This window comes from Paraburkholderia domus (assembly GCF_905220705.1).
In the GTDB taxonomy this organism is placed as follows: domain Bacteria; phylum Pseudomonadota; class Gammaproteobacteria; order Burkholderiales; family Burkholderiaceae; genus Paraburkholderia; species Paraburkholderia domus.
Genome location: NZ_CAJNAT010000022.1, coordinates 104,336 through 131,171, shown reverse-complemented (window position 1 = coordinate 131,171; position 26,836 = coordinate 104,336). Strand labels below are relative to the sequence as shown.

The 26,836-nt window shown below is 62.0% G+C and carries 25 protein-coding genes and 1 pseudogene; 16 read left to right on the top strand and 10 right to left on the bottom strand.

Annotated elements, in window-relative coordinates; all coding sequences use genetic code 11:
- The first annotated feature begins 187 nt into the window (after positions 1-187).
- Complete coding sequence (locus KHO31_RS28590; RefSeq protein ID WP_211624621.1) at positions 188-352, top strand: DUF1634 domain-containing protein; 165 nt, start codon at positions 188-190, stop codon at positions 350-352.
- Between the two features lie 179 nt (positions 353-531).
- The gene (locus KHO31_RS28585; RefSeq protein ID WP_201080934.1) at positions 532-798 is read left to right on the top strand and encodes a hypothetical protein; all 267 of its coding nucleotides are present in this window, start codon (positions 532-534) and stop codon (positions 796-798) included.
- Here the strand turns inward: KHO31_RS28585 and KHO31_RS28580 are convergent.
- The 3 genes from KHO31_RS28580 to KHO31_RS28570 form a co-directional block, all read right to left on the bottom strand.
- Complete coding sequence (locus tag KHO31_RS28580; RefSeq protein ID WP_201085978.1) at positions 743-2,134, bottom strand: ATP-binding protein; 1,392 nt, start codon at positions 2,132-2,134, stop codon at positions 743-745. The genes KHO31_RS28585 and KHO31_RS28580 overlap by 56 nt on opposite strands.
- Positions 2,131-2,844, bottom strand: a complete 714-nt coding sequence (locus KHO31_RS28575) for a response regulator (protein ID WP_201080930.1) — start codon at positions 2,842-2,844, stop codon at positions 2,131-2,133. The genes KHO31_RS28580 and KHO31_RS28575 overlap by 4 nt, the downstream gene beginning before the upstream one ends.
- 111 nt (positions 2,845-2,955) lie before the next feature.
- Positions 2,956-3,249, bottom strand: a complete 294-nt coding sequence (locus KHO31_RS28570) for an EF-hand domain-containing protein (RefSeq protein ID WP_201080928.1) — start codon at positions 3,247-3,249, stop codon at positions 2,956-2,958.
- 411 nt (positions 3,250-3,660) lie between these two features.
- Between KHO31_RS28570 and KHO31_RS28565 the strand changes: the two genes are divergently transcribed.
- Positions 3,661-3,981: a hypothetical protein gene (locus KHO31_RS28565; RefSeq protein ID WP_201085979.1), complete on the top strand. Its 321-nt coding sequence runs from the start codon at positions 3,661-3,663 to the stop codon at positions 3,979-3,981.
- Positions 3,982-4,448: 467 nt separating this feature from the next.
- On the opposite strand, the gene KHO31_RS28560 is transcribed toward KHO31_RS28565, so the two are convergent.
- Together KHO31_RS28560 and KHO31_RS28555 are read right to left on the bottom strand one after the other, a co-directional pair.
- Complete coding sequence (locus KHO31_RS28560; RefSeq protein WP_201086003.1) at positions 4,449-5,699, bottom strand: arsenic transporter; 1,251 nt, start codon at positions 5,697-5,699, stop codon at positions 4,449-4,451.
- A 127-nt stretch (positions 5,700-5,826) separates the two neighbouring features.
- Positions 5,827-6,018 (bottom strand): annotated as a pseudogene (locus KHO31_RS28555) (sensor domain-containing diguanylate cyclase); the annotation flags it as partial.
- Between the two features lie 296 nt (positions 6,019-6,314).
- On the opposite strand from KHO31_RS28555, the gene KHO31_RS28550 reads away from it, so the two are divergent.
- The 3 genes from KHO31_RS28550 to KHO31_RS28540 all read left to right on the top strand — a co-directional run bounded on the left by KHO31_RS28550 (position 6,315) and on the right by KHO31_RS28540 (position 8,177).
- Positions 6,315-6,869, top strand: a complete 555-nt coding sequence (locus KHO31_RS28550) for a cytochrome b (RefSeq protein ID WP_201080924.1) — start codon at positions 6,315-6,317, stop codon at positions 6,867-6,869.
- Positions 6,870-6,987: 118 nt separating this feature from the next.
- Positions 6,988-7,551: a YceI family protein gene (locus KHO31_RS28545; protein WP_201080922.1), complete on the top strand. Its 564-nt coding sequence runs from the start codon at positions 6,988-6,990 to the stop codon at positions 7,549-7,551.
- Between the two features lie 47 nt (positions 7,552-7,598).
- A complete protein-coding gene (locus tag KHO31_RS28540; protein WP_201080920.1) occupies positions 7,599-8,177 on the top strand; it encodes a YceI family protein in 579 nt (192 codons plus the stop codon).
- A 72-nt stretch (positions 8,178-8,249) separates the two neighbouring features.
- Here KHO31_RS28540 and KHO31_RS28535 read toward each other — a convergent pair whose 3' ends face one another.
- Positions 8,250-9,167, bottom strand: coding sequence for a LysR family transcriptional regulator (locus tag KHO31_RS28535; protein ID WP_201080918.1), 918 nt, complete (start codon positions 9,165-9,167; stop codon positions 8,250-8,252).
- 196 nt (positions 9,168-9,363) lie between these two features.
- On the opposite strand from KHO31_RS28535, the gene benA reads away from it, so the two are divergent.
- Genes benA through KHO31_RS28515 form a run of 4 tightly spaced genes read left to right on the top strand, consistent with a single transcriptional unit; the run spans position 9,364 to position 13,081 of the window.
- Positions 9,364-10,731: a benzoate 1,2-dioxygenase large subunit gene (gene benA / locus KHO31_RS28530; protein WP_201080916.1), complete on the top strand. Its 1,368-nt coding sequence runs from the start codon at positions 9,364-9,366 to the stop codon at positions 10,729-10,731.
- Positions 10,728-11,231 (top strand): benzoate 1,2-dioxygenase small subunit, encoded by a 504-nt coding sequence (gene benB, locus KHO31_RS28525; protein WP_201085980.1) that lies wholly within the window; start codon positions 10,728-10,730, stop codon positions 11,229-11,231. The genes benA and benB overlap by 4 nt, the downstream gene beginning before the upstream one ends.
- Before the next feature lie 39 nt (positions 11,232-11,270).
- Positions 11,271-12,290 carry a benzoate 1,2-dioxygenase electron transfer component BenC gene (gene benC / locus KHO31_RS28520; protein ID WP_201080912.1) on the top strand — a complete coding sequence of 340 codons (1,020 nt, stop codon included), beginning with the start codon at positions 11,271-11,273 and terminating at the stop codon, positions 12,288-12,290.
- Positions 12,291-12,295: 5 nt separating this feature from the next.
- Positions 12,296-13,081 carry a 1,6-dihydroxycyclohexa-2,4-diene-1-carboxylate dehydrogenase gene (locus KHO31_RS28515; protein ID WP_236061525.1) on the top strand — a complete coding sequence of 262 codons (786 nt, stop codon included), beginning with the start codon at positions 12,296-12,298 and terminating at the stop codon, positions 13,079-13,081.
- 76 nt (positions 13,082-13,157) lie between these two features.
- Here KHO31_RS28515 and KHO31_RS28510 read toward each other — a convergent pair whose 3' ends face one another.
- Positions 13,158-14,786: an electron transfer flavoprotein-ubiquinone oxidoreductase gene (locus tag KHO31_RS28510; protein ID WP_211624625.1), complete on the bottom strand. Its 1,629-nt coding sequence runs from the start codon at positions 14,784-14,786 to the stop codon at positions 13,158-13,160.
- 89 nt (positions 14,787-14,875) lie between these two features.
- Positions 14,876-15,133 carry a hypothetical protein gene (locus tag KHO31_RS28505; protein WP_201080908.1) on the bottom strand — a complete coding sequence of 86 codons (258 nt, stop codon included), beginning with the start codon at positions 15,131-15,133 and terminating at the stop codon, positions 14,876-14,878.
- A gap of 425 nt (positions 15,134-15,558) precedes the next feature.
- Here KHO31_RS28505 and KHO31_RS28500 point away from each other — a divergent pair, with 425 nt between their 5' ends.
- The 4 genes from KHO31_RS28500 (at position 15,559) to KHO31_RS28485 (ending at position 21,220) form a co-directional block, all read left to right on the top strand.
- Entirely contained in the window at positions 15,559-16,875 is a 1,317-nt protein-coding gene (locus tag KHO31_RS28500) for an MFS transporter (RefSeq protein ID WP_201085982.1), read from the top strand.
- Between the two features lie 116 nt (positions 16,876-16,991).
- Positions 16,992-18,680, top strand: coding sequence for a GMC family oxidoreductase (locus tag KHO31_RS28495; RefSeq protein ID WP_201080904.1), 1,689 nt, complete (start codon positions 16,992-16,994; stop codon positions 18,678-18,680).
- Positions 18,681-18,842: 162 nt separating this feature from the next.
- Positions 18,843-19,760, top strand: coding sequence for a TauD/TfdA dioxygenase family protein (locus KHO31_RS28490; protein ID WP_201080902.1), 918 nt, complete (start codon positions 18,843-18,845; stop codon positions 19,758-19,760).
- A gap of 38 nt (positions 19,761-19,798) precedes the next feature.
- Positions 19,799-21,220 carry an aldehyde dehydrogenase family protein gene (locus KHO31_RS28485; protein WP_201085983.1) on the top strand — a complete coding sequence of 474 codons (1,422 nt, stop codon included), beginning with the start codon at positions 19,799-19,801 and terminating at the stop codon, positions 21,218-21,220.
- Positions 21,221-21,305: 85 nt separating this feature from the next.
- On the opposite strand, the gene KHO31_RS28480 is transcribed toward KHO31_RS28485, so the two are convergent.
- Positions 21,306-21,656, bottom strand: a complete 351-nt coding sequence (locus KHO31_RS28480; protein ID WP_201080898.1) for a BON domain-containing protein — start codon at positions 21,654-21,656, stop codon at positions 21,306-21,308.
- A 15-nt stretch (positions 21,657-21,671) separates the two neighbouring features.
- Positions 21,672-22,835 carry a porin gene (locus KHO31_RS28475; protein WP_201080896.1) on the bottom strand — a complete coding sequence of 388 codons (1,164 nt, stop codon included), beginning with the start codon at positions 22,833-22,835 and terminating at the stop codon, positions 21,672-21,674.
- Positions 22,836-23,190: 355 nt separating this feature from the next.
- On the opposite strand from KHO31_RS28475, the gene KHO31_RS28470 reads away from it, so the two are divergent.
- Both KHO31_RS28470 and KHO31_RS28465 read left to right on the top strand, forming a co-directional pair.
- Positions 23,191-23,817: a DUF2889 domain-containing protein gene (locus tag KHO31_RS28470; protein ID WP_201080894.1), complete on the top strand. Its 627-nt coding sequence runs from the start codon at positions 23,191-23,193 to the stop codon at positions 23,815-23,817.
- Positions 23,818-23,947: 130 nt separating this feature from the next.
- Positions 23,948-26,788: a LuxR C-terminal-related transcriptional regulator gene (locus tag KHO31_RS28465; protein ID WP_201080892.1), complete on the top strand. Its 2,841-nt coding sequence runs from the start codon at positions 23,948-23,950 to the stop codon at positions 26,786-26,788.
- Positions 26,789-26,836 lie beyond the last annotated feature (48 nt).

Below are 26,836 nucleotides of genomic sequence, written 5' to 3'. Positions count from 1 at the left end.
AGGCATGCACCATTGCCGTGTCGGTCATTGCGGCGCTGCCGTTCACCGGTATACCGCATCTCCGTTTCTCCGCCAACGCCGAGCCCGACGCGGGATTGGAATGCTTCCAAGCGCCCTTGGGAGCGGCATTGGAAGCGCATTGCCCGGCCTGCGGACCCACCCCGGACTGCATTCGACGCCAGCCGGCATGCATATTGTCACCGTTGGCATCGCGCTTTTCATCCTGCTACCGATAATGCGGCTTATATTGATGTTAGGGATGTTCCTGCATCAACGCGACTACCGGTTCAGCGCGATCACCGCCCTCGTGCTGATGATCGTTGCCGTGGGCTTAGTGGTCGGGGCAGCCTGATGTGCGCGGCACGAGCGACCCTGGGTATGATGCCGATCGCACGCAGGTCGGTGCTCGATGCATCGCCGCGCTTTGTAGTTACGCTTTGTAGTTACGTTTTGACGTTGCGGTTTGAAGTTACGCTTTGTAGTTTTGCAGCCGCGCTTCGCGCGGCACTTATTCTAGCCACGAGAACCATCATGCCCGCCCAACACGACGAAGTCCCCAATGCCGGCACCACGCCGGGCAAGGCAAAGCGCAGGGATCTGTCCATCATGTCGCGCAATCTTCTGATGGTTGCGATCGGTGTCGTGGTCTTCGCGATCGTTGCGACTGTCGTGCTCTACGGCCCGATCACTTACGGCGACGAGATCCCCAACTTCGGCATCATTCTCATGCTGACCGTGCCGGTTATCGCGGGCGTGGCCTTCCGGGTGGGGCTGGATGCGTGGCTGGATCGGGAGTAAGCGGCAACACCACCCACACCTCCAGGCCGCCGCCCTCGCGTGCATGAAACTGCAGGCTGCCGCCGTGCAGCCGCGTGATCCGCTCGACAATCGCAAGCCCTAACCCCGTTCCGCCGCTATGCGCGCGAGCATTGCGGCCGCGCTGAAACGGCGCTTTCAGTTGTTCCAACTCCTCTGCCGAAAGCCCTTTGCCGCGGTCGCCAACCGCGACATAGACCGCCTCGCCGGTCGTCCAACTGCGCACCGCCAGCCCCGTGCCGCCATATACGATCGCGTTCTGCATCAGGTTCATCAGGAGCCGCATCATGCTGATCGGCCGGTAAGCAATCGCGGGCAAAACCGCGAGCGACAGCGCAAACTCGTGGCCCAGCCCGGCGAAATCGCCGGCGAGACGTTCAATCAACGCATTGAGATCGCCAGGTTCCGCCGCTTCGCGCTCGCCGCTGCCCGCGTAATCCATGAACTGCTGCAAGATCGTCTCAATCTGGTCCAGATAGGACTCGGCGGCGACCACGAAGCTGCTGTCGCTGCCGTCCGGCATCGCCATGGCCATCGAGAGCCGCAGTTTGGTGAGCGGCGTGCGGATGTCGTGCGAGATGCCCGCCAGCATCAGCGCGCGCGTCGCCTCCGCTTGCTGCAACGCGTGCGTCATCTGATTGAATGCGCTGCTCACCGTGGCGATCTCGGTGGGGCCGTCAGTCGGCAGCGGCACGGGTGTTTGGCCGGCACTCACGCGACGCGCGGCCCGCGTCAACTCCTGGAGCGGCTGATTGAGGTGGCGCTGGATCCCGTAGCCGGTCAGCGCCGCCAGTGCGCCCAATCCAAGCGACAGCAGGATCGCGGCGTCGAGTCCGGCACCTTGCGCGTCCTCGGGAATCGGCAGTGCGATCCAGTACGACGATTGCGGCGCCTCAGCAGGCCCATGCATCCGAATCCATAACCGTTGACCGCCTGCGGATTGCCAGCGCGCGGGCATGTCGGCGGGCAGATGCTCGCGCAAGCTGTCGAGAAACACGCTGCGCTGATAGGTTCGATAGCCGCGCAGCAGACTGGCCGGCGGTTCCTCGCCCGCTTCCGCGGGCAATTGCGCACGCGCGTCGAGGCGCGCGGTCAATTCGGCACGCGCGCTGAGCGGCGTGGCTTGAAGCAGGTTATCGAGCGTCGTCACGTAGGTGGCGAACACGGCGGCCGCCCGTTCGACGCGAGGCCGCTGCACATAGTGCAGCAACACGCCGAGCGCACACACCTGGCTCAGCATCACCAGCACGATCAGCAAGACGATATTGCGCGCCAAAAGCGTCTTCGGCAGCACGCTCTGCAACACTGTGCGCGTCATGAGTCGACGTCCGCGATCAGCATGTAGCCGACGCCCCACACGGTCTTGATGAAGCGCGGCTTCGACGGGTCGTCTTCGACGATCTGCCTGAGCCGCAGCACCTGCACGTCGATGCTGCGATCGAGTGCATCGTGTTCGCGGCCACGAGCGCGCGCGAGCAGATTGTCACGGCTCACGGGGCGGTTCGGCGAAGAAGCCAACGCGACCAGCAACAGCATCTGCGCCGAATGAATCTCCAGCAGCTCTCCCGCACGCGACAACTGCTGCTTGCCGACATCGAGACTGAAATCGCCGAAGCGCACGCTCTCCGATTTCACCGTGACATCGCCCGAGGCCATCTTCTGGCGGCGCAGCAGCGCATTGATCCGCGCCACCAGCTCACGCGGCAGGAAAGGTTTGGCGAGGTAGTCGTCGGCACCGGTTTCGAGGCCGGCCACCCGGTCGAGCGGATCGCCCTTCGCGGTCAGCATCAGGATCGGCAGCGTCTGCCCTTGCGCGCGCAAACGGGCGCAGATGGCGAGGCCGTCCTCTTCGCCGATCATCAGATCGAGTACCAGCAGATCGAACGGTTCGCGCTCCAGATAACGGTCGAGCCGCTTGCCGTCTTCCGCGATCCGTACGTCGAAGCCATGGCCGCGCAGAAAACGCTGCAGCATGTTGCGCAGTTCGGCTTCGTCGTCGAGTACGATGATTTTGGCGGGGCGTTCCATACGCAAGCTCCTCGGTTTAGACGTCGGGCGGTGTACAGACGGCAGGACGGGCCAGGTTTATCACACGCAGGGGCGTCAAAATTCCTACGATCCCGCCGATGCCCGCGCGGCTCAGTGCGCTGCCCCGCGTTCCTGCATGAATGCCGCGATCTGCGGCAACGTAATGTAGCCCGCTTTCTGCGTGTCGATTTCATCGAAATGCTTGGCGACCATCGGCATGCCTGTGGCGGCCTGTTCTTTGGTGAGCTTACCGTCGTGCGTGGTGTTGGCACTCGAAAAGCGTGTTTGCAGCTGCTGCGCCATGCGTTCCATGCGCTGGGAATTGCCGCCCTGCGGTGCGGTCGTTTGGGCGAACGTGACGGTGGATGCGCAGCACAGCAGCACAATGGCGAACAACTTTTTCATGACTGACTCCTTCGATTGAGCCATCTTGCGTCGCCTGCAAACCGCCGCGATCCGTTCGATGACAGGCCGAATTCTTGGGGAAGCGCCGCCGGAAGGCAATTCGAGAATCATGTCGGCATGTTTCATGGTTTTTCGCGGCGTCGGCATGGCAGGCATGCGCGCTGTCGCCGTAACACATCATGCGCTCCCTGCCCCTCGCGCTTCGGTCATAGCCCACTGTCACGCGACATTGAATGAAATAAGTTCGCGCTCCCGTTTCGAAAGCGGATTGCGTATCTTTCGTCTGCCGGCGCCACAAGCAGCCCAGGTGCTTCAACGGTTCGGCAAGACTCTCAAGCAATCCGAACCAGCTGCACGGCTTCTTCACCGGAAGACGCACCGCGCAGCTCAACGTCTCAGGAGTATCAACAAGTGAGTATTCGTCTCGTCTGCGCCTCTACCTTCACCGCCATCGGTCTCGCCTGTTCGTCGACGGCGTTTGCCCGGGTCGTCGTTTATATGCCCACTGCCGTGGTCTACGCACCGCCGCCACGGCCCGTCTATTACTACGTGCCGGTCAACCCGCCGGTCTATGTGGCGGCGCCTCCGCCGATTCCGGCTCCGGTTCCCGTCGCCGTAGCGCCCGGTACGCCCGTGCCATTGCCGCCGAAACCCATCGCCTTGTACACGACGGTCGTCGTGCCCGCCCCTGCCGTCACCTATGCGCAACCGGTGACGGTGGTACCGCGTTAAGCGCGCAAAAGCGGGTGATCAGACGCCTTGTGGCTGGGGCCTGCGTCGATATATCAGACAAATGCGTGACTTTTTGAAAGCCCGATGTCAATTCAACCTTGCGGAGCGCGGCACGGCGCTTGCTGGTTTCAATACCACCGTCAAGCGTGTCCAGTAGTGAGACCTGTCTGTCCAACTGCCGGCGTCCCGCTTGCACCGTTGCATCGCCTATCCACCTCTCCTTCAGGAACGATAGATGAGCTATCAGGATATCGACAATGAGATTGCCCATTTCGAACTCGTATTCGGGAAGATTTCCCCCAACGATCGCATTCCGCTGTCGTACTGGCGCAATCGGCTGGACATGCTTCCCGAAACGTTGCTGATGCCGACACAGCGCGCACGCCTCGCACGGCTCGACGCAACGTTGCGCGCACTCGAACTGTCGGCGAATACGCCGGCGGCTGAGGAGCCGCCGCGTGCGGTGCTCAACCGATCAGGATCCGCGCGGCAAGCGCCAGCGCGAGAGCCGGCAGCATCACCACCGCCCCTACTTTCAGAAACTTCATGAAGCTCACGTCTTCGCCCTCGCGGCGAATTGCGTTGAGCCAGAGGATCGTTGCGAGCGACCCCGTGATCGACAGGTTTGGACCCAGATCGACGCCGATCAGGAACGCATCGATCACGCGCTCGGGACTATGCGCCTGCATCACAGTCGAACTGGCGATCAACCCTGCCGGCAGATTGTTCATCAGATTGCTGCCAAATGCGATGGCAGCGCCGGCCCAGCCGGCCGTCGCGAGTTCACTGTGCTGCGTCGCGCGCTGCACCAAGGCGACGAATGTCCTGATGACGCCCGTGTGATCGAGCATTTCGACCAGCACGAATAACGCAGCGACGAGCGGCAGCACGCTCCACGATATTTCCTTGATCATCGGCAGCGGCGATTTGCGTTCCTGGATCAGTACGGCCGCGGCGGTCAGCGCACCGAGTATTGCGGTGGGCAGACCGAGCGGGACATCGAAGGCGGAAACCGTCAGCAAAGCAACGGCCGTGACCGCGATGCCCGCGAGCGCAATGCGCCCGCTCGACGACAACTCAAGCGGCTCGAGATCGGCCTCGCAGGTACCGGCGAGCGCTTCGCGCTGGGTCCAGCGCAACAGCACGTAGGTTGCGACGATCGACAACAGCGAAGGCAGCGTAAAGCGCATCAACCAGGCGCCAAGCGCGGGAGTGTGATTGCCATACAGCACGATGTTGGCCGGATTCGAGATCGGCAGCACGAAGCTCGCGGCATTCGCGATGAACGCACAGACGAACAGCAAGGGCAGCGGATGCGTCTTCGCTTTTTTGGCCGCGGCAAATACGGCCGGCGTGAGGACGACCGCGGTGGCGTCATTGGAAAGGAAGGCGGTGATGACCACGCCGACCAGATAGACCAATAGAAAGAGCTTTCTCGGCGAGCCTTTGGCGTGATTGACCGCGAATACGGCGACCCAGTCGAACAGGCCTTCACGGCGCCCAACTTCCGACAACACCATCATGCCGAACAGGAAGAGGTAGACGTCCGTGCCCTTGCCGACTGCCTCGATTGCCAGATCGACGGGAAGCAGGTTCAACGACACGAGTAATAACGCGCCTGCAACGGCCCATACGGCCTCGGGCCATTTGAACGGCCGGGTGATGACGCCGGCCGTGGCGGCGATGGCGATACCCCAGGAGAGGAAGACGGAATTCACAAAGTAGGTTCCTGGATTCTGATCGTGCGCGAGCACGGTATAGGAGCGCTGCATAAACTCTGATCGGCACGCCGCAGGGGGCCGGGACGCAATTTGTGTGCCGCACAATAGCGCGTTCCCTGCCTCGCTAGCCCACGCGGTTGACGGCGGCAATGCAATCCCGCCCGTTATCCTTCGCGTGATACAACTGCGTGTCCACCAGGTTCACAAAGGCCACGGGATCGCCCGACTCCGAAGGAATGACGGTCCCAACCCCGAAACTGGCGGTAATCGCCTGCCGGAACGGCGACCTTTCATGCGCGATCTCCGCGGCCATGATCAGCGGCAGGCGCCGTGTCGTGCCGCAAAAAATCCGCGCCAAGCGCGACGCTGCCCTTCTCAGTGCTATTCATGGGTCGAACCTTTGGTAGCGGTGGAGCGGAAAAATAACACAATCCCGTGTCTGCTCGCCAATTCTGGCCCCCTCGCAGCCCCATTCCGGCCACATTAGCGTCACGGCTAGAACAATCTGTTCCCTTCGCCCCGTCTATTCAATTTTCATTGGCATCCCTACCATCCGCACTCACACCCGATACACCGCACGCAGCAAGTCCCATAACCCGTGAGCATGATTCAATGAAACCCAGTTCTTCAGACGTCAAGCACTACAGCGGCCCTGCCGTCGCCCTGCACTGGCTCATTGCACTGCTCATCATCTGCGGCTTCTATATCGGCTGGATCATGACCGATATCCATGGCTTCACGCCCACCAAGCTGAAGTACTTCTCGTGGCACAAATGGATCGGCGTGACGGTCTTCGTGCTGGCCGTGGCACGCGTGCTGTGGCGCGCCACCCACCGCGCGCCGGCGCTCGATAGCGCTACACCCATGTGGCAGAAGGCTGCGGCCCATCTCGTCCATGGCGCGCTCTACGTTCTGATGCTGGCGATTCCGTTGTCCGGTTACTTCTATAGTTCGGCCGCGGGCATTCAGGTGGTGTATCTCGGCATCGTGCCGCTGCCCACGATTATCGGCCCTGACCAGGCGCTCAAGGCAAGCCTGCGCACGGTCCACATACTGCTCAATTACACGTTGCTGGCGCTCGTTGCCATGCATGTACTCGCGGCGCTCAAGCATCAGTTTGTTGATCGCGACGGATTACTTGCGCGGATGATTCCGCTCCTCAAATAGCAGACGAGTAACAGACGAATAACAGACGAGCGACAGGCGATTGGCTACAGCCTGTTGGCAATCTAATTCCCAACGATGCGCAATCAGCGCGCGTGGGTTCGATAGGATGCGTACCACTATGAAATCAAACTTTTATCACTCCATTCTGGCCGGCGTCGCCGCCTTCTCTTTCTTCGGCGCGGGCCTCGCGCACGCCGATGTCGACACGAGCAAAAGCAGCGTCATTGCCACGACGAAGCAGATGAACGTGCCGGTGGATGGCAAATTCAAGAAGTTCTCGGCGCAGCTGAATTTCGATCCGGCCAAACCGGCCGCCAGCAGCGCCAACGTGTCGATCGACACCGGCAGCTACGACCTCGGCGCGGACGACTACAACAAGCAGGCCCAAGGCAAGGAATGGTTCGATAGCGCCACCTATCCGGCCGCGACTTTCGTCTCGAGCGCGATCGCGCCGGCCGGCGGCAATCAGTACAAAGTCACCGGCAAGCTCACCATCAAAGGCAAATCGCAGACTGTCGTGGTGCCGGTCACCATCGCCAGCCAGGGCAGCACCCAAACTTTCGACGGCGCATTGCCGATCAAACGTTCGCAGTTCGATGTCGGTACCGGCGAATGGAAAGACACCTCGGTTGTCGCCGACGAAGTCGTCATCAAATTTCACATCGTCGCTTCGAAGAAGTAACAGGCAACACGAAGCGTCGCATCACTTTCTGAAATCTGGAGAATCACTTGAAGAAGCAACTTTTGCTCGCCGCCGGCGCGCTGACCGCAGCCATGTCGTTTAACGCAATGGCCGCCGTGACGTATCAACTCGACCCGCAGCACACCTACCCGAGCTTCGAAACCGACCACTTCGGTGGCCTGTCGACCTGGCGCGGCAAGTTCACGAAGAGCAGCGGCACCGTGGTGCTCGATCGCGCGGCGAAGACCGGCACGGTGGACGTGACGATCGATATGAGCTCGGCGGATATCGGTAACGACAAGCTCGACGCGGAACTGGTCACGGACAAGTTCTTCGACGCCGCCAAGTACCCGAGCGCAACCTACAAGGGCACGCAGATCCGCTTCGACGGCGACAAGCCGGTGGAAGTGATCGGCTCGCTGACCCTGCATGGCGTGACCAAGCCGGTCAACCTGAAGATCGATTCGTTCAAGTGCATCATGAACCCGATGCTCAAGCGCGAAGTATGCGGCACTGAAGCAAGCGCGACGTTCAACCGCGACGATTTCGGCGTCGACTTCGGCAAGACCTATGGCTTCAATATGCTGACCACGCTGCATATTCAGGCTGAAGGCATCAAGCAGTAAGAGCCTGCTCCCCGCCGCAACCTGCTTCAGGCAGTTGCGGCGGGCGGTTGCGGCAACGGGCCTATCTCCCGCTCACCCATCGTGCGGCGGCAGATAGGCCATTTCTTCTTCTTCGTACAGTCCGTAGATCAGTTCCAGCATGCCCCGGACATCCGTCGACTCGTCGAGCATACGCACGCTCATGATGATGGGCGAAACCAGGTTGGGATCGTCCAGTTCCCGGTAGCTGACGTCATCGCGTTTCAGCCCATGTACGCTGCTCGGCACAATCGAAATACCCTCGCCGGCCGCCACAAGCCCAAGCGCTATCTGGAGTTCGCGCGTTTCGTAGATCCGCTGGGGTTTCAGTGTACGGTCATGGAAAGCCGCAAGCACCTGATCCGCGTAGCTCGGGCGCGGCGCCTTGGGAAAGATGATCAGCGTCTCGTTGATGAGATCGTGCAGCGACAGCACAGCCTTCGACAACGATAGAGGATGACCGAGCGGCAGCGCCACGATCATCCGTTCCTCACGCAACACCACGCGCCGGACACTCGGATCTTCATGCCGGATTCGACCGAAGCCGACGTCGATGCGCCCCTCCTTCAACGCCTTGATCTGGTCCATCGTGGACATCTCGTGCAGGCTCAATTCAACTGCGCTGTTTTCATCGCGAAAGCGGCGAATGAGCTTCGGCAGCATCCCATAGAGCGTTGAGCCGACGAAACCGACCGACAGGCTCCGTTCTATTTTCCCGACCCGCTTCGTCATCGATTCGAGCTCTGCCGTCTGCGCGAGCAGTTGAACCGCGTGCGAATAAAAGAAGCGTCCCGTATCGGTCAATTTCAAAGGCCGCGCATTGCGCTCGAATAGCTGGACCCCAAGGGCTTCCTCGAGTTGCTGAATCTGCCGGCTGAGGGGCGGCTGCGCGATATGCAGCCGCTTCGCGGCGCGCGTGAAATTGCACTCTTCCGCCACGGCGACGAAGTAACGCAAATGGCGCAGCTCCATATCTATACCTTTTAGATATTGACCCAATACTAAAACGGTGTTGGACGGCCCGAATCACCGCCAATTATCCTTCGCTTGCGATCGATGCCACAGAAAATTATACCTTCAGAGCATTATTCCTTCAGGTAGTCGATTGCAGCGCCGGCGGACGCGGCGTCACGCGATCCACCCTCGCAAACGATTCAGGAGACACCCCATGATTCCGATTTACCCGGACCGCACACCGCAACTGACCCGCATCGACGACTTCCTGGTCGAAGACAGCGAGCGCGGCGACTACCGCCTTCACCGCAGCGCGTTCACTGACCCGGCGCTGTTCGAACTCGAGATGCAGCACATTTTCGAGGGCAACTGGATCTATCTTGCGCATGAGAGTCAGATCCCGAACAACAACGACTACTACACCACCACCATTGGCCGCCAGCCGGTTGTCATCGCCCGCAACCGGCAGGGCGAGCTCAATGCGCTCGTCAATTCATGCACCCATCGTGGCGCGGTGCTGTGCCGCCATAAGCGCGGCAACAAGGCAACCTACACGTGCCCATTCCACGGCTGGACCTTCAACAATAGCGGCAAGCTGTTAAAGGTGAAGGATCCGGAAGGCGCCGGTTACCCGGATTGCTTCAACAAGGAAGGTTCGCACGACCTGAAGAAGGTTGCGCGCTTCGAAAATTATCGTGGCTTCCTGTTCGGCAGCCTGAATGCCGACGTGCCGCCGCTCAAGGAATACCTCGGCGAGGCTGCCCGCATCATCGACATGATCGTGGACCAGTCCGAGGATGGGCTCGAAGTGCTGCGCGGCTCGTCGACCTATACGTACGAGGGCAACTGGAAACTGACGGCGGAAAACGGCGCAGACGGCTATCACGTGTCGGCCGTTCACTGGAACTATGCGGCGACGACCAGTCATCGCAAACAGGAAAACGCGCGTGAAGATCAGATCCGCGCCATGGACGCGGGCAACTGGGGCCGCCAGGGTGGCGGCTTCTACGCGTTCGAGCACGGCCACATGTTGCTATGGTCGCGCTGGGCGAATCCGGAAGATCGTCCCAACTTCAGCCGGCGCGACGAATTCGCCGCACGGTGCGGCGCGGAAACGGCGGACTGGATGATCCAGAACTCGCGCAATCTGTGCCTTTATCCAAACGTCTATCTGATGGACCAGTTCGGCTCGCAGATCCGCGTGCTGCGTCCGCTTGCGGTCAACAAGACCGAAGTGACGATCTACTGCATTGCGCCCAAGGGCGAGTCGGACGAGGCGCGTACCCGGCGGATCCGCCAGTACGAAGACTTCTTCAATGTGAGCGGCATGGCAACGCCAGACGATCTCGAAGAATTCCGCGCTTGCCAGCAAGGTTACGCGGCCCGCGCGCTGGAGTGGAACGACATGTGTCGCGGGGCGACGCACTGGATCGAAGGTCCTGATGAGGCAGCGCAAAAGATCGGCCTGAGCCCGGTGATGAGCGGCGTGAAGACCGAAGACGAAGGCCTGTACACGGTCCAGCACCGCTACTGGGTGGAAACAATGAAGCAGGCGCTTGCGACCGAAGGGAGTCCGGCATGAACACCATCACGCTCGCCGATATTCAGGCATTCCTCTACCGCGAAAGCCGCTTGCTCGACGATGAGCAATGGGACGAATGGCTCGCCTGTTATCACCCCGACGCGGTGTTCTGGATGCCGTCGTGGGACGACGAAGACAAGCTGGTGACGGATCCGCAACGCGAAATCTCGCTGGTCTATTACCCGGATCGCCAGGGTCTCGAGGATCGCGTATTCCGCATCAAGACCGAGCGCTCGAGCGCAACCATGCCGGACACCCGCACGAGTCACAACATCGCCAATGTCGAGCTGGAAAGCGAAGAAAACGGTGTTTGCACAGTTCGCTTCAACTGGCACACGCTCAGCCACCGCTATAAGGCGAACTACAGCTACTTCGGCATGTCGCGCTACGTGATCGATTTCTCGGGCCGCAGTGCGGATGGCAAGCCGCAGATCCTGAACAAGTACGTCGTGCTGAAGAACGACTACATCAATCAGGTCATCGACATCTATCACATCTGAGCACGCCGGGTTCAGCACAGTTGGGTTGAGGAGCAGTTCATGGAACACACTATCGCACTTCAGTTCGAAGACGGGGTCACCCGCTTCATCACGTGCCGGAACAACGAGACATTGTCCGATGCCGCGTACCGGCAGCAGATCAACATTCCGCTCGATTGCCGCGACGGCGCTTGCGGAACCTGCCGCAACTTCTGCGAATCGGGCGAGTACGACCTGCCGGCGTCGAGCTATATCGAGGACGCGCTGAGCGCCGATGAAGCGGCGCAAGGCTATGTGCTCGCATGCCAGACGCGTCCGCGTTCGGATTGCGTGATCCGCGTGCCGGCTTCGTCGGCCGCGTGCAAGACCGGCGTGTCGCGGCATGAAGGCACGCTCGCGGCAGTCAACCGGCTGACCGATTCGACGATCCACCTTTCGATCGACGTCGACGCGCCGGACAACCTCGGCTTCCTGCCAGGGCAGTACGTGAACGTCGAAATACCCGGCAGCGACGCAACACGTTCGTACTCGTTCAGCTCGCCGCCAGGCGCCTCGCGCGTGTCGTTCGTCGTGCGCAACGTGCCGGACGGCCGCATGAGCCGCTATCTGACCGAACAGGCACAACCCGGACAGCGCGTGGCGTTCTCCGGTCCGTATGGCGCGTTCTATCTGCGCGACACCGTGCGCCCGATACTGTTTCTCGCGGGCGGCACCGGCATCGCACCGTTCCTGTCGATGCTCGACGTGCTCGTCGCGAACGGCAGCACGCAGCCGGTCAGGATGGTCTACGGCGTGACGAACGACATCGACCTCGTCGCTATCGGACAGCTTGAAGAAGCGCAGCGCAAGCTCCCGAATTTCGAGTATCGCACCTGCGTTGCGGCGCCATCGAGCGACCACGCCCGCAAAGGCTACGTCACCGCGCATGTGGACCCGGCGTGGCTCAACGGCGGCGACGTCGACATCTATTTGTGCGGGCCGGTCGCGATGGTCGAAGCGGTGCAAGGCTGGTTGCGCGAAACGGATGTCGCTCCCGCGCATTTCTACTACGAAAAATTCTCGGCGACTAACGTCGCGTGACGCTCATGAACGCTAATGCTCGTTTCAACGGAAAAGTGGTGATCGTCACCGGCGCGGGACAAGGCATCGGCCGCGGTGTCGCGTTGCGTGCGGCAAGCGAAGGCGCTGCTGTGGTGCTGGTCGACCGTGCCGATATCGTTCACGAAGTCAGCGCCGAGATTGCCGCGCGCGGCGCCCGATCGCTCGCGGTCGTCGCCGATCTCGAAACGTATGCCGGCGCGTGCACGATGGCACGCGCGGCAATCGATTCGTTTGGCCGGATCGACATTCTGATCAACAACGTCGGCGGGACCATCTGGGCAAAGCCCTACCAGGAGTATGAAGAAGCACAGATCGAAGCCGAAGTGCGCCGCTCGCTGTTTCCGACACTGTGGTGCTGCCGTGCCGCGCTGCCCGCGATGATCGAACAGCAGCGCGGTGCGATCGTCAACGTGTCGTCGATTGCGACGCGCAGCCTCTATCGGGTGCCGTATGCGGCGTCCAAGGGTGGTGTCAATGCGCTGACTGCCAGTCTCGCGTTCGAACATGCGGAGAACGGCATCCGCGTGAACGCTGTCGCCACCGGCGGCACCGAAGCGCCCCCGCGCAGCGTGCCGCGCAATACCGCCAAGCAGAGCGAGCAGGAGGCTGTCTGGTATCAGGGTATCGTCGATCAGACGCTGGCGTCGAGCCTGATGCACCGCTATGGCACGATCGACGAGCAGGTCGGCGCGATCCTGTTTCTCGCTTCGGACGAAGCGTCGTATGTCACAGGCACGGTGCTGCCGGTCGGTGGGGGGGATCAGGGTTAAGGCGCAGAAGGCTCATCTTGCCGGCGCCTTCGGCGACACGATCACGGCGACTGCGCGGCGTCAACGCAAGCCCTCGCTACATATTCGGATAGTTGGGACCGCCACCGCCTTCCGGCGTCACCCACACGATGTTCTGCGTCGGGTCCTTGATGTCACAGGTCTTGCAGTGGACGCAGTTCTGCGCGTTGATCTGCAGGCGGTCTTCGTCCTGTTCGGTTTTCACGAACTCATAAACGCCCGCCGGGCAGAAGCGCGCTTCGGGGCCTGCGTACGTACGCAGGTTCACGCCGACCGGCACCGAAGGATCTTTCAGCGTCAGGTGGGCTGGCTGATTCTCTTCATGGTTGGTGTTAGAGATGAACACCGAAGAGAGCCGGTCGAACGTCAGCTTGCCATCCGGCTTCGGATAGACAATCGGCTTGCACTGCGACGCAGGTTTGAGCATCTCGTGATCGGAGTGCTGGTGATGCAGCGTCCACGGCACGTTGCCGCCCAGCAGCTTCTGCTCGATGCCGACCATCAGAGTGCCGAGGTAGAGCCCCTTGCTCATCCACTGCTTGAAATTGCGCGCGCGATGCAGTTCGGTATGCAGCCACGACGTCTTGAACGATTCCGGATAGGCCGTCAGCTCATCGCTGGTGCGGCCTGCCTGGACTGCCTCAAAAGCAGCCTCAGCGGCCAGCATGCCGGTCTTGATCGCCGCGTGCGAACCCTTGATCCGCGATGCGTTCAGGAAGCCCGCATCGTCACCCACCAGCGCGCCACCCGGGAACACCAGCTTCGGCAGCGACAGCAGGCCGCCCGCGGTGATCGCCCGCGCGCCGTACGACACCCGCTTGCCGCCTTCGAGCACCGCCCGGATCGCCGGATGCGTCTTGTAGCGCTGGAATTCCTCGAACGGCGACAGATACGGATTCGTGTAGCCCAGGCCGACCACGAAGCCCACCACCACCTGGTTGTTGTCCATGTGATAGAGGAACGAGCCGCCGTACGTGTCGTTCTCCAGCGGCCAGCCGGCCGTGTGCATCACCAGACCCGGCTTGTGCTTGGCCGGATCGATTTCCCACAGTTCCTTGATCCCGATGCCGTGAACCTGCGGATCGACGCCTTCTCGCAGCTTGAACTTGTCGTTCAGTTGACGGCCGAGGTGCCCGCGCGCGCCTTCGCAGAACAGCGTGTACTTCGCGTGCAGTTCCATGCCGAGCTGGAAATTCTCGGTCGGCTCGCCATCCTTGCCGATGCCCAGATTACCGGTCGCGACGCCTTTGACCGAGCCATCGTCGTTGTACAAGATTTCAGCAGCCGGGAAGCCCGGAAAAATCTCGACGCCCAGCGCTTCAGCCTGCTGGCCCAGCCAGCGCGTGACATTCGCGAGGCTGATCACATAGTTGCCGTGGTTCTTGAAATTGTCCGGCAGCGCCCAGACCGGCACGCTTTTCGAGCCGGTTTCGGTCAGGAAGAGGAATTTGTCTTCGGTCACGTCGACCGTTAGCGGCGCGCCTTTTTCCTTCCAGTCCGGAATCAGTTCGGTGATCGCGCGCGGATCCATGACCGCGCCCGACAGGATATGCGCCCCGATCTCCGAGCCTTTTTCCAGCACGCACACGCAAAGCTCGACGCCTTTCCCAGCCGCCAGCTGCTTCAGGCGGATCGCTGCGGACAGGCCCGCCGGGCCGCCGCCGACGATCACCACGTCGTATTCCATCGACTCGCGCGTCGGCGCGAAATCATCTTCAAGGACTGCCGGGATACACACTGCGTCGGTCTCCAATTTTTTTTACAAAACACCTTGCGTCAAGCTAACGAGGCCGACATTCGCGCGACATTCATCGCCGGACGCTTCTTTTCGGGAGGAAATACACGCCACGAACCGTCTTCGTGGCGGAAGAAAATAATCGACAGGTCGCCCGAAGGTCGCGCCGATTCCACGCAGGCGTAACGCCAGCGGTTCGTCCGGCAATACCCGAAGCGCGTGACGCGCACACGCATCTGCGAACCCAGCCCCAGCCACCTGTCGACCAGACCGCGCAACGACGTTTGTTCGGTTCTCAATGCGTCCCCACTTGTCCCAGACCAGCATCCATGCATAGCGCCACGTGCGCAACGGCGATTGCATAAACATGCGCCGCCTATGCAAAGCCTCCGGTAGCAACGATAAGCCTGCCCCGCTTCAATGCCACTACCCCGATAGGGTGGAGCGCCTGTCTTTGCCCGCCGTACGGTTCAGCGAACAAGGTTTTCCCTGGACTACCTGTTCCGGGTGGTTCCCCACCCTCCCCGACCCATTACCGTGACGCTGTAAAACCAGCAGTGCCGGGACGGACAGCGAAGTCCACCCGGAAAAAGATTAAAGGAGACATGGATGGAAACAAGGAGCCCCGCGGCCACCGTCACCGCGCCGTCAAGCACCGTCGCTCGCGTCGCGTCTTTTCCGGTGTACCCCAACGCGACAGCACCGTACGTCAATGAGACGACACATGACCGCTTCCTCTGATTTCCGGACACGATCCGCATGGACGATGACCCTCCTGCTGACGGGTCTCGCGCTGATCAATTTCCTCGACAAAATCGTGCTCGGGCTGGTAGCCGTCCCGCTGACGGCCGAACTGCATCTATCGCCGGAAAAATTCGGACTGGTCGCCGGCAGTTTTTTCTGGCTTTTTTCGACGTCGACCGTCGTGGTGGGATTTCTTTCAAACCGCTTCCCGACCCGCTGGTTGCTGCTCGCGATGGGACTTAGCTGGGCGCTGCTCCAGCTGCCGCAGGCCATGACGACGAGCGCGGTCGGGCTGCTGATCTGCCGCGTCATGCTCGGGGCCGCCGAGGGACCGTCTTTCCCGGTGTCCGTGCATGCGCTGTACAAATGGTTTCCTGACCGGAAACGCAATCTGCCGGTCGCGATTATCAACCAGGGGGCGGCCATGGGGATGCTGCTGGCCGGCCTGCTGATCCCGCTCGTCACGAGACAGTGGGGCTGGCGCATGAACTTTCTGCTACTCGGCGCGGTGGGCGCGATCTGGAGCGTGCTGTGGCTGTGTTTCGGTCGCGAAGGCGAACTCGGCAAGCCGCGGGCGGCCCTTCCCCAACAGGGCAATGTGGACCTGAGCGCTGCGACTGCTCGATCGCATCGCCTGCCCTATCGTCGGATTTTGACGGACCCGTCGGTCCTCTGCGTGTTTGCACTGGGATTCACAGCCTACTGGACGCTGGGCCTAACCCTGACATGGCTGCCAACCTACCTGGAAAAGGGCTTGGGTTTCACCGGTGTCGAAGCAGGCCGCTGCTTTGCCGTCGTGATCGCGACGGCTACGCCGGTCAATATCGGGCTGAGCTGGCTATCCCAGCGCATGCTCGAGCGCGGCGCCACGACACGCCGGGCGCGGGTTCATCTGATCTGTCTGAGCGCGGTGGGCGGCGCCCTGATCTACATCCTGCCGACGCTGTTCCATCTGCTGCCGCTGCAGAAGGTAGCGCTGCTGGCGATGGCATGCGCGCTGCCGACGCTGAGCTTCACGCTCGCTCCAGCGTTGCTCGCCGAAATGGTGCCGGACATCCAGCGCGGTTCGCTGGTCGCCATTCACACTGCGCTCGCAAGCCTTGGCGCCGCGTTCGCACCCGTGGCGATGGGCCGGATCGTTCAGTTGTACGGCAGCGCCAATAGCCATGCGTATGAGCTTGGCTTCGTGGTCAGTGCCGCGCTGTTGACCGCCGCCGCGCTCGCCGCTCTGCGCTGGCTCCATCCTGAGCGTTCGCACAGGATGCTGAACCATTTTGTCACGCGAGCCGCGGCTTAACGGACACAACTGGACATAGAAGGACATCCTGCGCATCCGGCTCGCATGACGGGCGCGTCAGCTTCCGGGTGAAACCACGGTCGCAGCGCGAGCTCTATTCAACAGACAAAGGCGTCATGAACAAACCTGGGAAAGGCACTCACAACACAGCGTTCGCAGCGGAGTATGACTATATCGTCGTCGGTGCAGGTTCGGCTGGCTGCGCAGTGGCCGCCAGACTGGCGGAAGATCCTGCGGTCACGGTCGCACTGCTCGAGGCCGGTCCGCATGACCATCACATGAGCGTATGGACTCCGATCGGCCTCGCAGCAACGGTGAAAAAGGCCGGCCCGCGCAACTATGCGTACTACACCGAGCAGCAGGCCGGCCTTAACGGGCGGCCCTCCTTCCAGCCGCGCGGCCGCGGGCTGGGCGGGAGCTCGTCGATCAATGGCATGGTCTATATTCGCGGGCACCGCAACGACTACGATGAATGGGCGAACCTCGGTTGCTCAGGCTGGGGCTTCGACGACGTGCTGCCCTACTTCCGCCGCAGCGAACGCAATGAACGCAGCGCCGGACGCACCGACGATCCATGGCACGGTGGCGAAGGCCCCTTGCACGTCAGCGACCTGCGTACACCCAATCCGTTCTCGCACCGTTTCATCGCAGCGGCGCAGCAGGCCGGATATCCGTTGAACGCCGACTTCAACGGCGCAGAGCAGGAAGGCGTCGGCCTCCATCAGGTCACGCAATATAACGGCGAGCGCTGGAACGCGGCGCGTGCTTATCTGCATGGCGGAAACGCCGGCGATGCCGGCCTGAACGGCGGCCGCGCGAACCTCAACGTACTCACGGATACGCAAGTGCTGCGCCTCGTGTTCGAAGGCAAACGGGCAAGCGGCGTCAGCGTCGTGCGAGCAGGCGTCGAACAGACATTGCGCGCCCGGCGCGAAATCGTCCTTAGTTGCGGCGCCTTCAACTCGCCGCAACTGCTGATGGCTTCCGGCATCGGGCCGGCGGAGCATCTGCGCAGCCTCGGCATCGACATGGTGCAAGACCTGCGCGGCGTCGGCGAGAATCTCCAGGATCACCTCGACGTCATCGTCAATAAACAGGTGAAGTCCAACGATCTGTACGGCTATTCGACGGCCGGTTTTCTGCGGATCGCCGTCGAGGTGTTGCGTTACCGGCGTCATCGAACCGGCATGGTCAGCTCCAACTTCGCGGAAGCGGGCGCCTTCGTGAAGAGCCGTCCCGACCTGGCCATCCCCGACTTGCAGCTGGTCTTCGTGCTCGCGCTGCTCGGCAATGGCAGCGTAGCGAACCGCCGCCAACTGGGTCATGGCTACTCCTGTCATGCCTACATTCTGCGCCCCCAGAGCCGCGGCAACGTGCGGCTGCGCACCGCGGACATGCGTGACACCCCGTTAATCGACCCGCGTTTTCTGTCGGCCGAGGCGGACCTCGACACGCTCGTCGCGGGCGTCAGGATCGTGCGCCGCATCTTTGCTCAATCGGCGCTGGCCACCGCGGGCGGCAAGGAATTGGACACAGACGACTTCGGACCGGACGATTCAAACGAAGACGCGATCCGCGCGTTCGTGCGCAGTCGCGCCGATAGCGTCTATCACCCGGTCGGCACCTGCAAGATGGGGATCGACGAGATGGCGGTGGTCGACCCAAGCTTGTGCGTGCGCGGCATAGACGGTCTGCGCGTGGCCGACGCGTCGATCATGCCGACGCTGATCGGCGGCAACACCAATGCGCCCGCGATCATGATCGGCGAGAAAGCCGCTGATCTGATTCGCGCGGGCGGCAGATAAGCCCTCGCCGGCCGCGTGCCGCCCCGACGGCCCGCACGCCGATGGAAGAAAGAGTAATCCGGCTTACGCGAATCGCGTCCGCCTATCAGCAACTGCCCGCCAGCCGCGGCGACGAGAGACGCGCCACGGCGTCTGCGGGCTCCAGTCGAATGGAGACATGACATGCAAACAACTGCGACCGCCCTCAATCCCGCAACGACGCACGCGGATTCCGAAGCCTGGCCGTTCACCGTCCAGCGTTATACACCCACCATCGGCGCGGAGATCGGCGGCATCGACCTGCGCAATCCGCTCGATGACGCTACCTGCCTGGCGCTGCGCCGCGCGCTGTTGAAGTTCAAGGTCCTGTTCTTCCGCGACCAGGACATCAGCCCGGCCCAGCACGTCGAGGTGGCACGGCGCTTCGGCGAACTGGAAATCCATCCCGCGTTTCCGCATCATCCGGATCACCCGGAACTGGTGATACTGGGCCGCAACGACACGAAACGCGGGCGTGAAAATCTCTACCACTCCGATGTCTCATGGCGCCAGATCCCGTCGATGGGCTCCATGCTGCGTTGCGTGCAATGCCCCGAGGTCGGCGGCGACACGATCTGGATCAACATGGTGGCGGCTTACGAGAATCTGTCCGATGACGTCAAGGCGCGCATTGCGAACCTCAAGGCTGTTCACGATTTTCTGCCGCTGTTCGGCATTGCCGTTCCCGAAGATCAGCACGAGGCGATGCGCGCGAAGTTCCCGCCTGTCGAGCATCCGGTGGTACGCATCCACCCGGAAACCGGTGAGAAGATCCTCTACATCAACGAAGCTTTCACCACGCACCTGTCGAACTACGGCCGCACGACGGCGCGCGAGTATCGCATCGGCTTCGACTACAAGCTCGCCGAAATGGATCTGCTGCAGTATCTGTTCCGCCAGGCCCAGGCACCCGAATACCAGGTTCGACTGAAATGGCAACCGAACACCATCGCGTTCTGGGACAACCGCTCCTGCCAGCATTACGCAGTGCAGGACTACTTCCCGGCGCCACGTCACATGATGCGTGCCACGGTGATTGGTGATCGCCCGGTTAATGCGTGAGATCCGGATGCGCAGCCGGATAATCTGAGGAAAACGAAATGAAAATACTGAACAGCTTCTACATCGACGGAAAATGGGTCGAGCCATCCACCGGCAGCACGCTGATGGACATGGTCGATCCGGCCACCGAGATGCTGACCGGCAAGCTCGCGATGGGCACCGCGGAAGATGCCGACCGTGCCGTCGCCGCGGCGCGCGCCGCGTTTCCGGCATGGTCGGAATCGAGCCGCGAGGAGCGGATCGCCCTGCTCGAGCGGATCATCGAACGGTACCGCGCGCGCATCGACGATATCGCGGAAGCGGTATGCACCGAGATCGGCGCGCCCATCACGCTAAGCAAGAATCTGCAGGCGGCAATCGGTCTCGCGCAACTCCAGGCGGCGCTAGAAACGCTGCGCACCTTCAAGTTCGAAAGCAGCCACGGCAAGAGTTACGTACGTCGTGAAGCGGTCGGCGTCGCGGCGCTCATCACGCCATGGAACTGGCCGTTGAACCAGATCGCCGCCAAGGTCGCGCCGGCCCTCGCAGCGGGTTGCACTATCGTGCTGAAACCGTCCGAAATCGCGGCGCTGGATGCGATCGTCTTTGCCGAAATCATGCATGAGGCCGGCACGCCTGCCGGTGTCTTCAACATGATCTATGGCGAAGGACGCGTCGTGGGTACGCGCTTGTCCTCCCACCCCGACGTGGATATGGTGTCGATCACCGGTTCGACGCGCGCCGGCGTGGAAGTGGCCATGAGCGCCGCGCCCACGGTAAAACGGGTTGCGCAGGAACTCGGCGGCAAATCGCCCCTCCTGATCCTCGACGACGCCGACCTGCAACCCGCCGTGACGAGCGGCGTGGCGCAGTGCATGGTCAACTCCGGGCAAACCTGCGTGGCGCCCACTCGCATGCTGGTGCCGCGGGAGCGCTACGACGAGGCTGTCGCCATCGCCGCCGCGGTCGCCAACGCGGTGACGGTAGGTGACCCGGCGGACCCGGCCACGAAGATGGGCCCGATCTCCAACCGAGCGCAATACGAGAAAGTGCAGCACATGATTCGCGTCGGCATCGAGGAAGGCGCGCGACTCGTCGCCGGCGGCCCCGGACGCCCGGAAGGACTCCAACGAGGCTTCTATGCGCGGCCCACGGTCTTCGCTGACGTGCGCAATGACATGACCATCGCGCGCGAGGAGATTTTCGGACCGGTGCTCGTGATGATCCCGTACGACGGCGAAGAGGAAGCCATCGCGATTGCCAACGATACCGACTTTGGTCTTGCCGGCTACATCGCCACCAGCAATCCCGAGCGCGCACGCCGCGTGGCAGCCCGCCTTCGCGTCGGCTCGGTGCGGATCAATGGCGCCATGCTGGACATTACGGTGCCCTTCGGCGGCTATAAAACATCCGGCAACGGGCGCGAGTATGGACGCGAAGGTCTCGCGGAGTTCCTGGAGTGCAAGTCGGTAACGATCTGAGCGGTTGCGCGAATTGCCGTGAAAAAGGGCTGCTCATCGAAAATGAGCAGCCCTTTGCGTTACGGTGAAGACGCCTGAAGCGCTGTTACAGCGTGGACAGGGTCAGCGCATTCGTCACCGACTTTACACCCTCGACACCTTCAGCCGCCTGAGTCGCCAATCCAACCTGCGATTGTTCCGGGACGGTTCCTTCCAGCGTCACGACACCGTTACGCGCGCGAACCGTAATCGCCGAGACTCTGAGTCCCTTCGTCTTGCTGAGCGCGCGCAGCACATCCTTTTGCAGCGCGCGGTCAGCAGCCTTGGCGGTCTTCGCATCAGATGCCGCAGGCTTTGCGGTTGCGGAAGCCGCAGCGCTTTCCTGAGCAAATACGTTCAGAGACGCCAGCATGACAAGCGCGCCGCAAACAAGGCGGATTGCGTAGGTAGTTTTCATGGATATTTTTCCGTTTTAAAAGCGATGCGTCATCCCCAGCACCGCGACGACCTGCTTCGAACCGGCCGCTACGCCAGTCACGCCAGGCCAGCTCATGTTCGCGCTGCCGTTGTTCTTCAGGTAGCCCGCACGCATGTAGAGGCTCGTCCGCTTCGACAGACTGTGGTCGACGCCAACTTCGATACCCGGCGTATTGTCGTGAACACCGCGCACGTCCCGCTCAATGCCGGCGATCTCGATGTTGTCGGCAGGCGTGGCCTGGATCGTCGCACCCAGTTCCATGATGCTGTAGGCGTGGACCAGCGAGGCAAGCGGAAGCTTCACCGCGGGCGTAATCGTCACGAGCGCGCCGGCAGGCGCATCCTTGGGCCGGTTATAGGAATAGTTGAACATGAAATTCACGATGCCAACGCGATAAGCGATCGCTCCACTGAAGTGCTCGGTTGCCATCAGATCGAAGCTCGTCAGCAAGGTCGGTGCGGTGGCGACCAACGGCGCCGTCTCCCGCGAGCCGTGCTGATATTGATAACCCACACCCGCGTAGAAACCATAGCCCGAATAGTTCGCGGCCAGATCGAGCATCGCGCCTGACGAGACCGGCACCGGCTGCGTCACCGTGGACGGCAGCGCGTACATCGCATAGAAGTGCGCACCCCGCAGATCCGGCGACGTATAGACGATCGAATTGCTGGTCCGCCCGGAAACGTACTGTGTGGCGAGGGTCGAACGGTCCGTGGCGCTGGCCAGGTCAGCGGCCGCGAGCGGCGACATCACTTCGTTGCCGCGGAACGGGTCGGTGAAGTAAACCGCCCAGAAGCTCGGCTGGTATTGACGGCCGAATGTCAGCGAGCCATACGTGTCCTGCTTCAGCCCCACCCATGACTGGCGATAGAACATAGCGGTGCTATCGGCAAAAAATGAACCGTTGTTGATGTTGAAGCCGTTTTCGACGTCGAACACCGCCTTCCATCCGCCGCCAAGGTCCTCATTGCCCTTCAAGCCGAATAAGGAGCCGGTTGAACCGCCGCTTCGTTCGGAATACGAATGGTTACCGCCATTGTCAAGGTATTGAACGAACACGTCCGCCACCCCATACAAAGTCACACTCGACTGGGCCATTACGCCGCCCGCGGCAAGCAACAATGTAGCGCCGAAAATACCCTGACTCGTGAAACGCATGCATGTCTCCTTTTTATGTTTGCCGCGTCCGGCGGACACGGGTTGGGATGAGGGTTGCGCAATCGCACGACCGATCATTGCGAGCCCATATTGCAGCGAGGTCTGGACAGATCACCTACCCGAACCGAGGGGGGACGGGAATACCCCGAGCGGGGAAGGCATCGCACGATCGACGGCGTTTCACAACCAGGTTCGGGCCCAGGTGAATTTATTCAGGTGTGCATTGCGCGTGTTGGACCTATCCCCCCAATCTGGGGGGCGGCAGCACCTCACGGGTGACCTAGGCTGGCAAGCATCGATCATCTCTGACGTGTCCTGCGCCAATCGAATGAACTCATCCACAAGCGAGATAGCTATGTCCGAAAACCCATCGGATCAATCCATGCGGCGGCTTGTGCATGCCCGCCGCATCGTCTGCATGGGATATGAGCGGGACGACGGCCTGTTCGACATTGAAGGCCGCATGGTCGATACGAAGGGCCATGATTCCGATCTGCTTTTCAAGGTCGTACCGGCCGGCTCGCCGATTCACGAAATGCGCCTGGTTGTCACGATCGACGCACAGCTCGTGATTCGCCATATCCAAGCCCATACCGACGTCGGCCCGAGCCGCTTTTGCGCCGAGATCAACGCCGCTTACGGCAGCCTGAAGGGTCTCTCCATTGGCGCGGGTTTCATGAAGGAGGTGAAAAGCCGACTCGCCGGCCCGAGCGGCTGCACGCATTTGACCGAACTGCTCGGCCCCATCGCCACGACGGCCATTCAAACGCTGATGGGCTTGCGCAGCAGCACCGCCAGAAGGAGTGCACCGGCTGACGACTCGAACGGTGTTCAGGCACACCCGATGGTCGACAGTTGCTACGCGTGGCGCGCGGGCGGCGATGTCGTAAGAATCGTGTTGCAGCGCAAACACGGCGCCTCGCAATCTGAGGCGCAAGCAAGCGCCAGACACGCTGATCAGAAAGGATTGGTCGACGGATGACGGGGAAAGAGGCCGCGTTCCGTGCGTGAAAAATGCTACCTGTGCTGCGCTACAATGTGCCGATTATCATTTCGTCCTTTGGCTGGTGCCGACAAGGCGCGAAACCGGGGCACGCAAAGCGCAGGTCACCATGCCGCAGAATTCCCCTCCCGCGGACCCGAGCCGCGCCGAAGCCAGCACAGCAAAATCTAAAGCCGATCCCAGGTTGACTCCGCCACGCGGCGCCGCCCGCATCGTCGCACGTGAACGGCTGCTCACGCAGTTGCTGGACGCGCGTCGCAAACGTTGCGTGGTCCTTCAAGGGCCCGCCGGGTGTGGCAAAACGAGTGTGGTGATTGCATGGCGCGAAGCACTGCTGTCGCTCGGCTTCGATATCGCCTGGCTGACGCTCGCACCGGAAGATAACGACCTCGCGCACTTTCTCGACTACCTCGTCGCGAGCCTCGCTCAGGTCGACCCCGCCATGTGCCGCGAAGCCACGTTGCTGGGCGGCCGCGGCATGGACGACGAAACGGTCGAGCGCACGGTGATCGCGCTGGTACGCGGTATCGCCAGCCATCCCAACGACGTCGTGCTGGTGCTCGACGACCTGCATCACATCGGCAATGCGCGGAACCACGAAGCGTTGCAATGGTTGCTCGACTATGCACCGGCGAACCTTCATCTCGTGCTCGTCTCGCGCGGCACGGTCCCACTTTCGCTGGGCCGTCCGCGCGACCAGGGACTCGTGCTGGAACTGGACATGCGCGACCTGCGTTTTACGGCCGCCGAGTCCGAAGCATTCCTCAAAGCGCAGCTCGGCGACATCGGTCCGCGCGATGCGCGACAGATGCACGAACAGACAGACGGCTGGGTAGCGGGCCTGCAACTCTTCGCGATGCGCCTGAAAAAAAAGAAACAAGGTGCGGAGGACAGCACGTCGGCCGATTCGCTCGCGCACGCCCAGCTTCATGACGCCCGCGGCTTCGCGGAATATTTCGAGCGTGAGGTTTTGTCGCGCCTTGCCCCCCCGGAGGTGGAACTCCTGGTCAGAATGGCGAGCTGTACGCGCTTGTGCGCGCCGCTATGCATTGCATTGATCGGTGATGAGCGATCGCCGGCCGAAGTGCGTGCGCTGCTGGCAAGACTGGAGAGCGACAACCTGTTCATCGCACCCATCGAAAGTTCAGGCAGCGAGACGTGGTACCGGCTGAATCCCCTCTTTCGCGAGACGCTGCTCGAACGCTTTCACGCCCGCAGCGAATTGCATCAGCGCGAGGTGCATCTGGCCGCGTGGATCTGGTTCCGCGATCACGAGCAGCCCGACGAAGCGGTGCGGCATGCCTTGCTCGCCGGCGAATCGGCGGCCGCGGCCGACCTTGTCCTGCGGGTCGCCCGGACCATGCAGATCAAGGGGGACCTGCGCAAGCTGATCGGGCTGATCCGCCTGCTACCCGTCGCCGAAGTGCAGACCCGCATTGGCCTGCGGTTATGGATGGTGCACCTGCACCTGTATGCACGCGAATTCGACGCCTGTGCCGCGGGCATTGCCCGTCTGCAAAGCGACATTCCAGCCAGCGACGCGCATTCGCGCTACCGTCTCATCCTGTTGCAGGCGGCGCTTGCCGTGCAACGCGACGACACGGACGAGGCGCTGTCCGTCTTGCCGCTGCTGCAGCAAATCCCCGCAGACGCCGATAGCCTTGCCGTGGGCGGGCGCAATAACCTGCTGTCGTGGATCCACATGCGCCGCGGCGAGTACGAAGAGGCGCGGCGCATTCAGCGTGAGGCACCGCATCTTCTGGTGGATGGCCAGCCGCTCATGGGCACGTCGGCCGGCCTGCTGAACGGCCGCTGTATCGCGGGGTTCAGCTATGCGCTGGAAGGCAAGTTCATTCAGGTCGAGCGCATCAGCCGTGACGTGCTGTTCGACGCCGATCAGCGTGGCAGCGCCGCCGCGGAGGCCGCATGTTTCGCAGCGGCGCTGCTCGGCGAAGTGCTATACGAGTTCAGCGACCTGGAGGCGGCGCGCAAACTGCTGGAGGACCGCATCGATGTGCTCGAACGCGTGTCCATTCCCGACTCCGTGCTGCGTGTGCTGACCGTGCTATCGGCGGCCCACTGGGTGGCCGGACACCGGCTGGACGCCTTCGCGTACCTCGAACGCCTCGAGGAATACGCGTTGCAGCACGGCTTGCATCGGCTCGTCGCCCACAGCGTGGCCGAGCAGATCCATCGGCACCTGTTGTGCGGTCAGTTCGAGGCAGCGGAAGCCGGACTGGCGCGCATTGACATGATGGCGGCGCGTATTGCGTCCACGCCCTCGGGAACCGTCGCGGAAATCCACGCGATGGCAGAACGCTCGCATATCGACTGGTGTGTTGCGCACGAAGATTTCGACGGCGCCGCGATGCGCCTTCAGTTGCTGATTCCATTTTGCGAAGCGCGCGGCTGGCAACGGCATGTCGCGTATTTCCAGATGCAAGCCGCGGTAATCGACGCCCGGCGCGGACGAACCGACGCCGCACGCCACGCTGTACTCGCGGCGCTGCGCCGCGGCCATCGGCTCGGCCTGGTGCGCAGCCTGCTCGATGCCGACCCCGGCGCCCTGGATCTCATCGCGAAGGTCGTGCAAGAGGAGCCACACGATCCGGTGTTGTCCTTTTATGTGAGCCGGCTGCAAGCTGCGCACCAGACAACCCTTAGCAGCGGCGTGACGCCGGCACTTCCGAGCGGCAACCGGAGCGCGCCCACTGCTGGCGCTGAAATGCTCAGCGAGCGCGAAACCCGCGTCGTCAGCTTGCTCGCGCAGGCCTTGCCGAACAAGAAAATCGCTCGCACGCTCGGCATCTCGCCCGAAACCGTCAAATGGCATCTGAAGAACATCTACGGCAAGCTTGGTGTAACCAGCCGCGACGAGGCCGTCGCGCGCGTGCGCGACTTCGAGCTGGGTTCGGCGCCAGTTGCCGGCGCGGCCGACGAGGCAGACTGACGCGCCAGCAGGCGCGCTGATGCATCCACCGCATGCATTCAGCCCATG

Excerpts from the sequence above, each read along its gene's own strand:
- KHO31_RS28590 (WP_211624621.1), top strand. The coding sequence starts at position 188 with ATGCATATTGTCACCGTTGGCATCGCGCTTTTCATCCTGCTACCGATA.
- KHO31_RS28585 (WP_201080934.1), top strand. The coding sequence starts at position 532 with ATGCCCGCCCAACACGACGAAGTCCCCAATGCCGGCACCACGCCGGGC.
- KHO31_RS28580 (WP_201085978.1), bottom strand. The coding sequence starts at position 2,134 with ATGACGCGCACAGTGTTGCAGAGCGTGCTGCCGAAGACGCTTTTGGCG.
- KHO31_RS28575 (WP_201080930.1), bottom strand. The coding sequence starts at position 2,844 with ATGGAACGCCCCGCCAAAATCATCGTACTCGACGACGAAGCCGAACTG.
- KHO31_RS28570 (WP_201080928.1), bottom strand. The coding sequence starts at position 3,249 with ATGAAAAAGTTGTTCGCCATTGTGCTGCTGTGCTGCGCATCCACCGTC.
- KHO31_RS28550 (WP_201080924.1), top strand. The coding sequence starts at position 6,315 with ATGAAACCCAGTTCTTCAGACGTCAAGCACTACAGCGGCCCTGCCGTC.
- KHO31_RS28545 (WP_201080922.1), top strand. The coding sequence starts at position 6,988 with ATGAAATCAAACTTTTATCACTCCATTCTGGCCGGCGTCGCCGCCTTC.
- KHO31_RS28535 (WP_201080918.1), bottom strand. The coding sequence starts at position 9,167 with ATGGAGCTGCGCCATTTGCGTTACTTCGTCGCCGTGGCGGAAGAGTGC.
- benA (WP_201080916.1), top strand. The coding sequence starts at position 9,364 with ATGATTCCGATTTACCCGGACCGCACACCGCAACTGACCCGCATCGAC.
- benB (WP_201085980.1), top strand. The coding sequence starts at position 10,728 with ATGAACACCATCACGCTCGCCGATATTCAGGCATTCCTCTACCGCGAA.
- benC (WP_201080912.1), top strand. The coding sequence starts at position 11,271 with ATGGAACACACTATCGCACTTCAGTTCGAAGACGGGGTCACCCGCTTC.
- KHO31_RS28515 (WP_236061525.1), top strand. The coding sequence starts at position 12,296 with ATGAACGCTAATGCTCGTTTCAACGGAAAAGTGGTGATCGTCACCGGC.
- KHO31_RS28510 (WP_211624625.1), bottom strand. The coding sequence starts at position 14,786 with ATGGAATACGACGTGGTGATCGTCGGCGGCGGCCCGGCGGGCCTGTCC.
- KHO31_RS28500 (WP_201085982.1), top strand. The coding sequence starts at position 15,559 with ATGACCGCTTCCTCTGATTTCCGGACACGATCCGCATGGACGATGACC.
- KHO31_RS28495 (WP_201080904.1), top strand. The coding sequence starts at position 16,992 with ATGAACAAACCTGGGAAAGGCACTCACAACACAGCGTTCGCAGCGGAG.
- KHO31_RS28490 (WP_201080902.1), top strand. The coding sequence starts at position 18,843 with ATGCAAACAACTGCGACCGCCCTCAATCCCGCAACGACGCACGCGGAT.
- KHO31_RS28485 (WP_201085983.1), top strand. The coding sequence starts at position 19,799 with ATGAAAATACTGAACAGCTTCTACATCGACGGAAAATGGGTCGAGCCA.
- KHO31_RS28480 (WP_201080898.1), bottom strand. The coding sequence starts at position 21,656 with ATGAAAACTACCTACGCAATCCGCCTTGTTTGCGGCGCGCTTGTCATG.
- KHO31_RS28475 (WP_201080896.1), bottom strand. The coding sequence starts at position 22,835 with ATGCGTTTCACGAGTCAGGGTATTTTCGGCGCTACATTGTTGCTTGCC.
- KHO31_RS28470 (WP_201080894.1), top strand. The coding sequence starts at position 23,191 with ATGTCCGAAAACCCATCGGATCAATCCATGCGGCGGCTTGTGCATGCC.
- KHO31_RS28465 (WP_201080892.1), top strand. The coding sequence starts at position 23,948 with ATGCCGCAGAATTCCCCTCCCGCGGACCCGAGCCGCGCCGAAGCCAGC.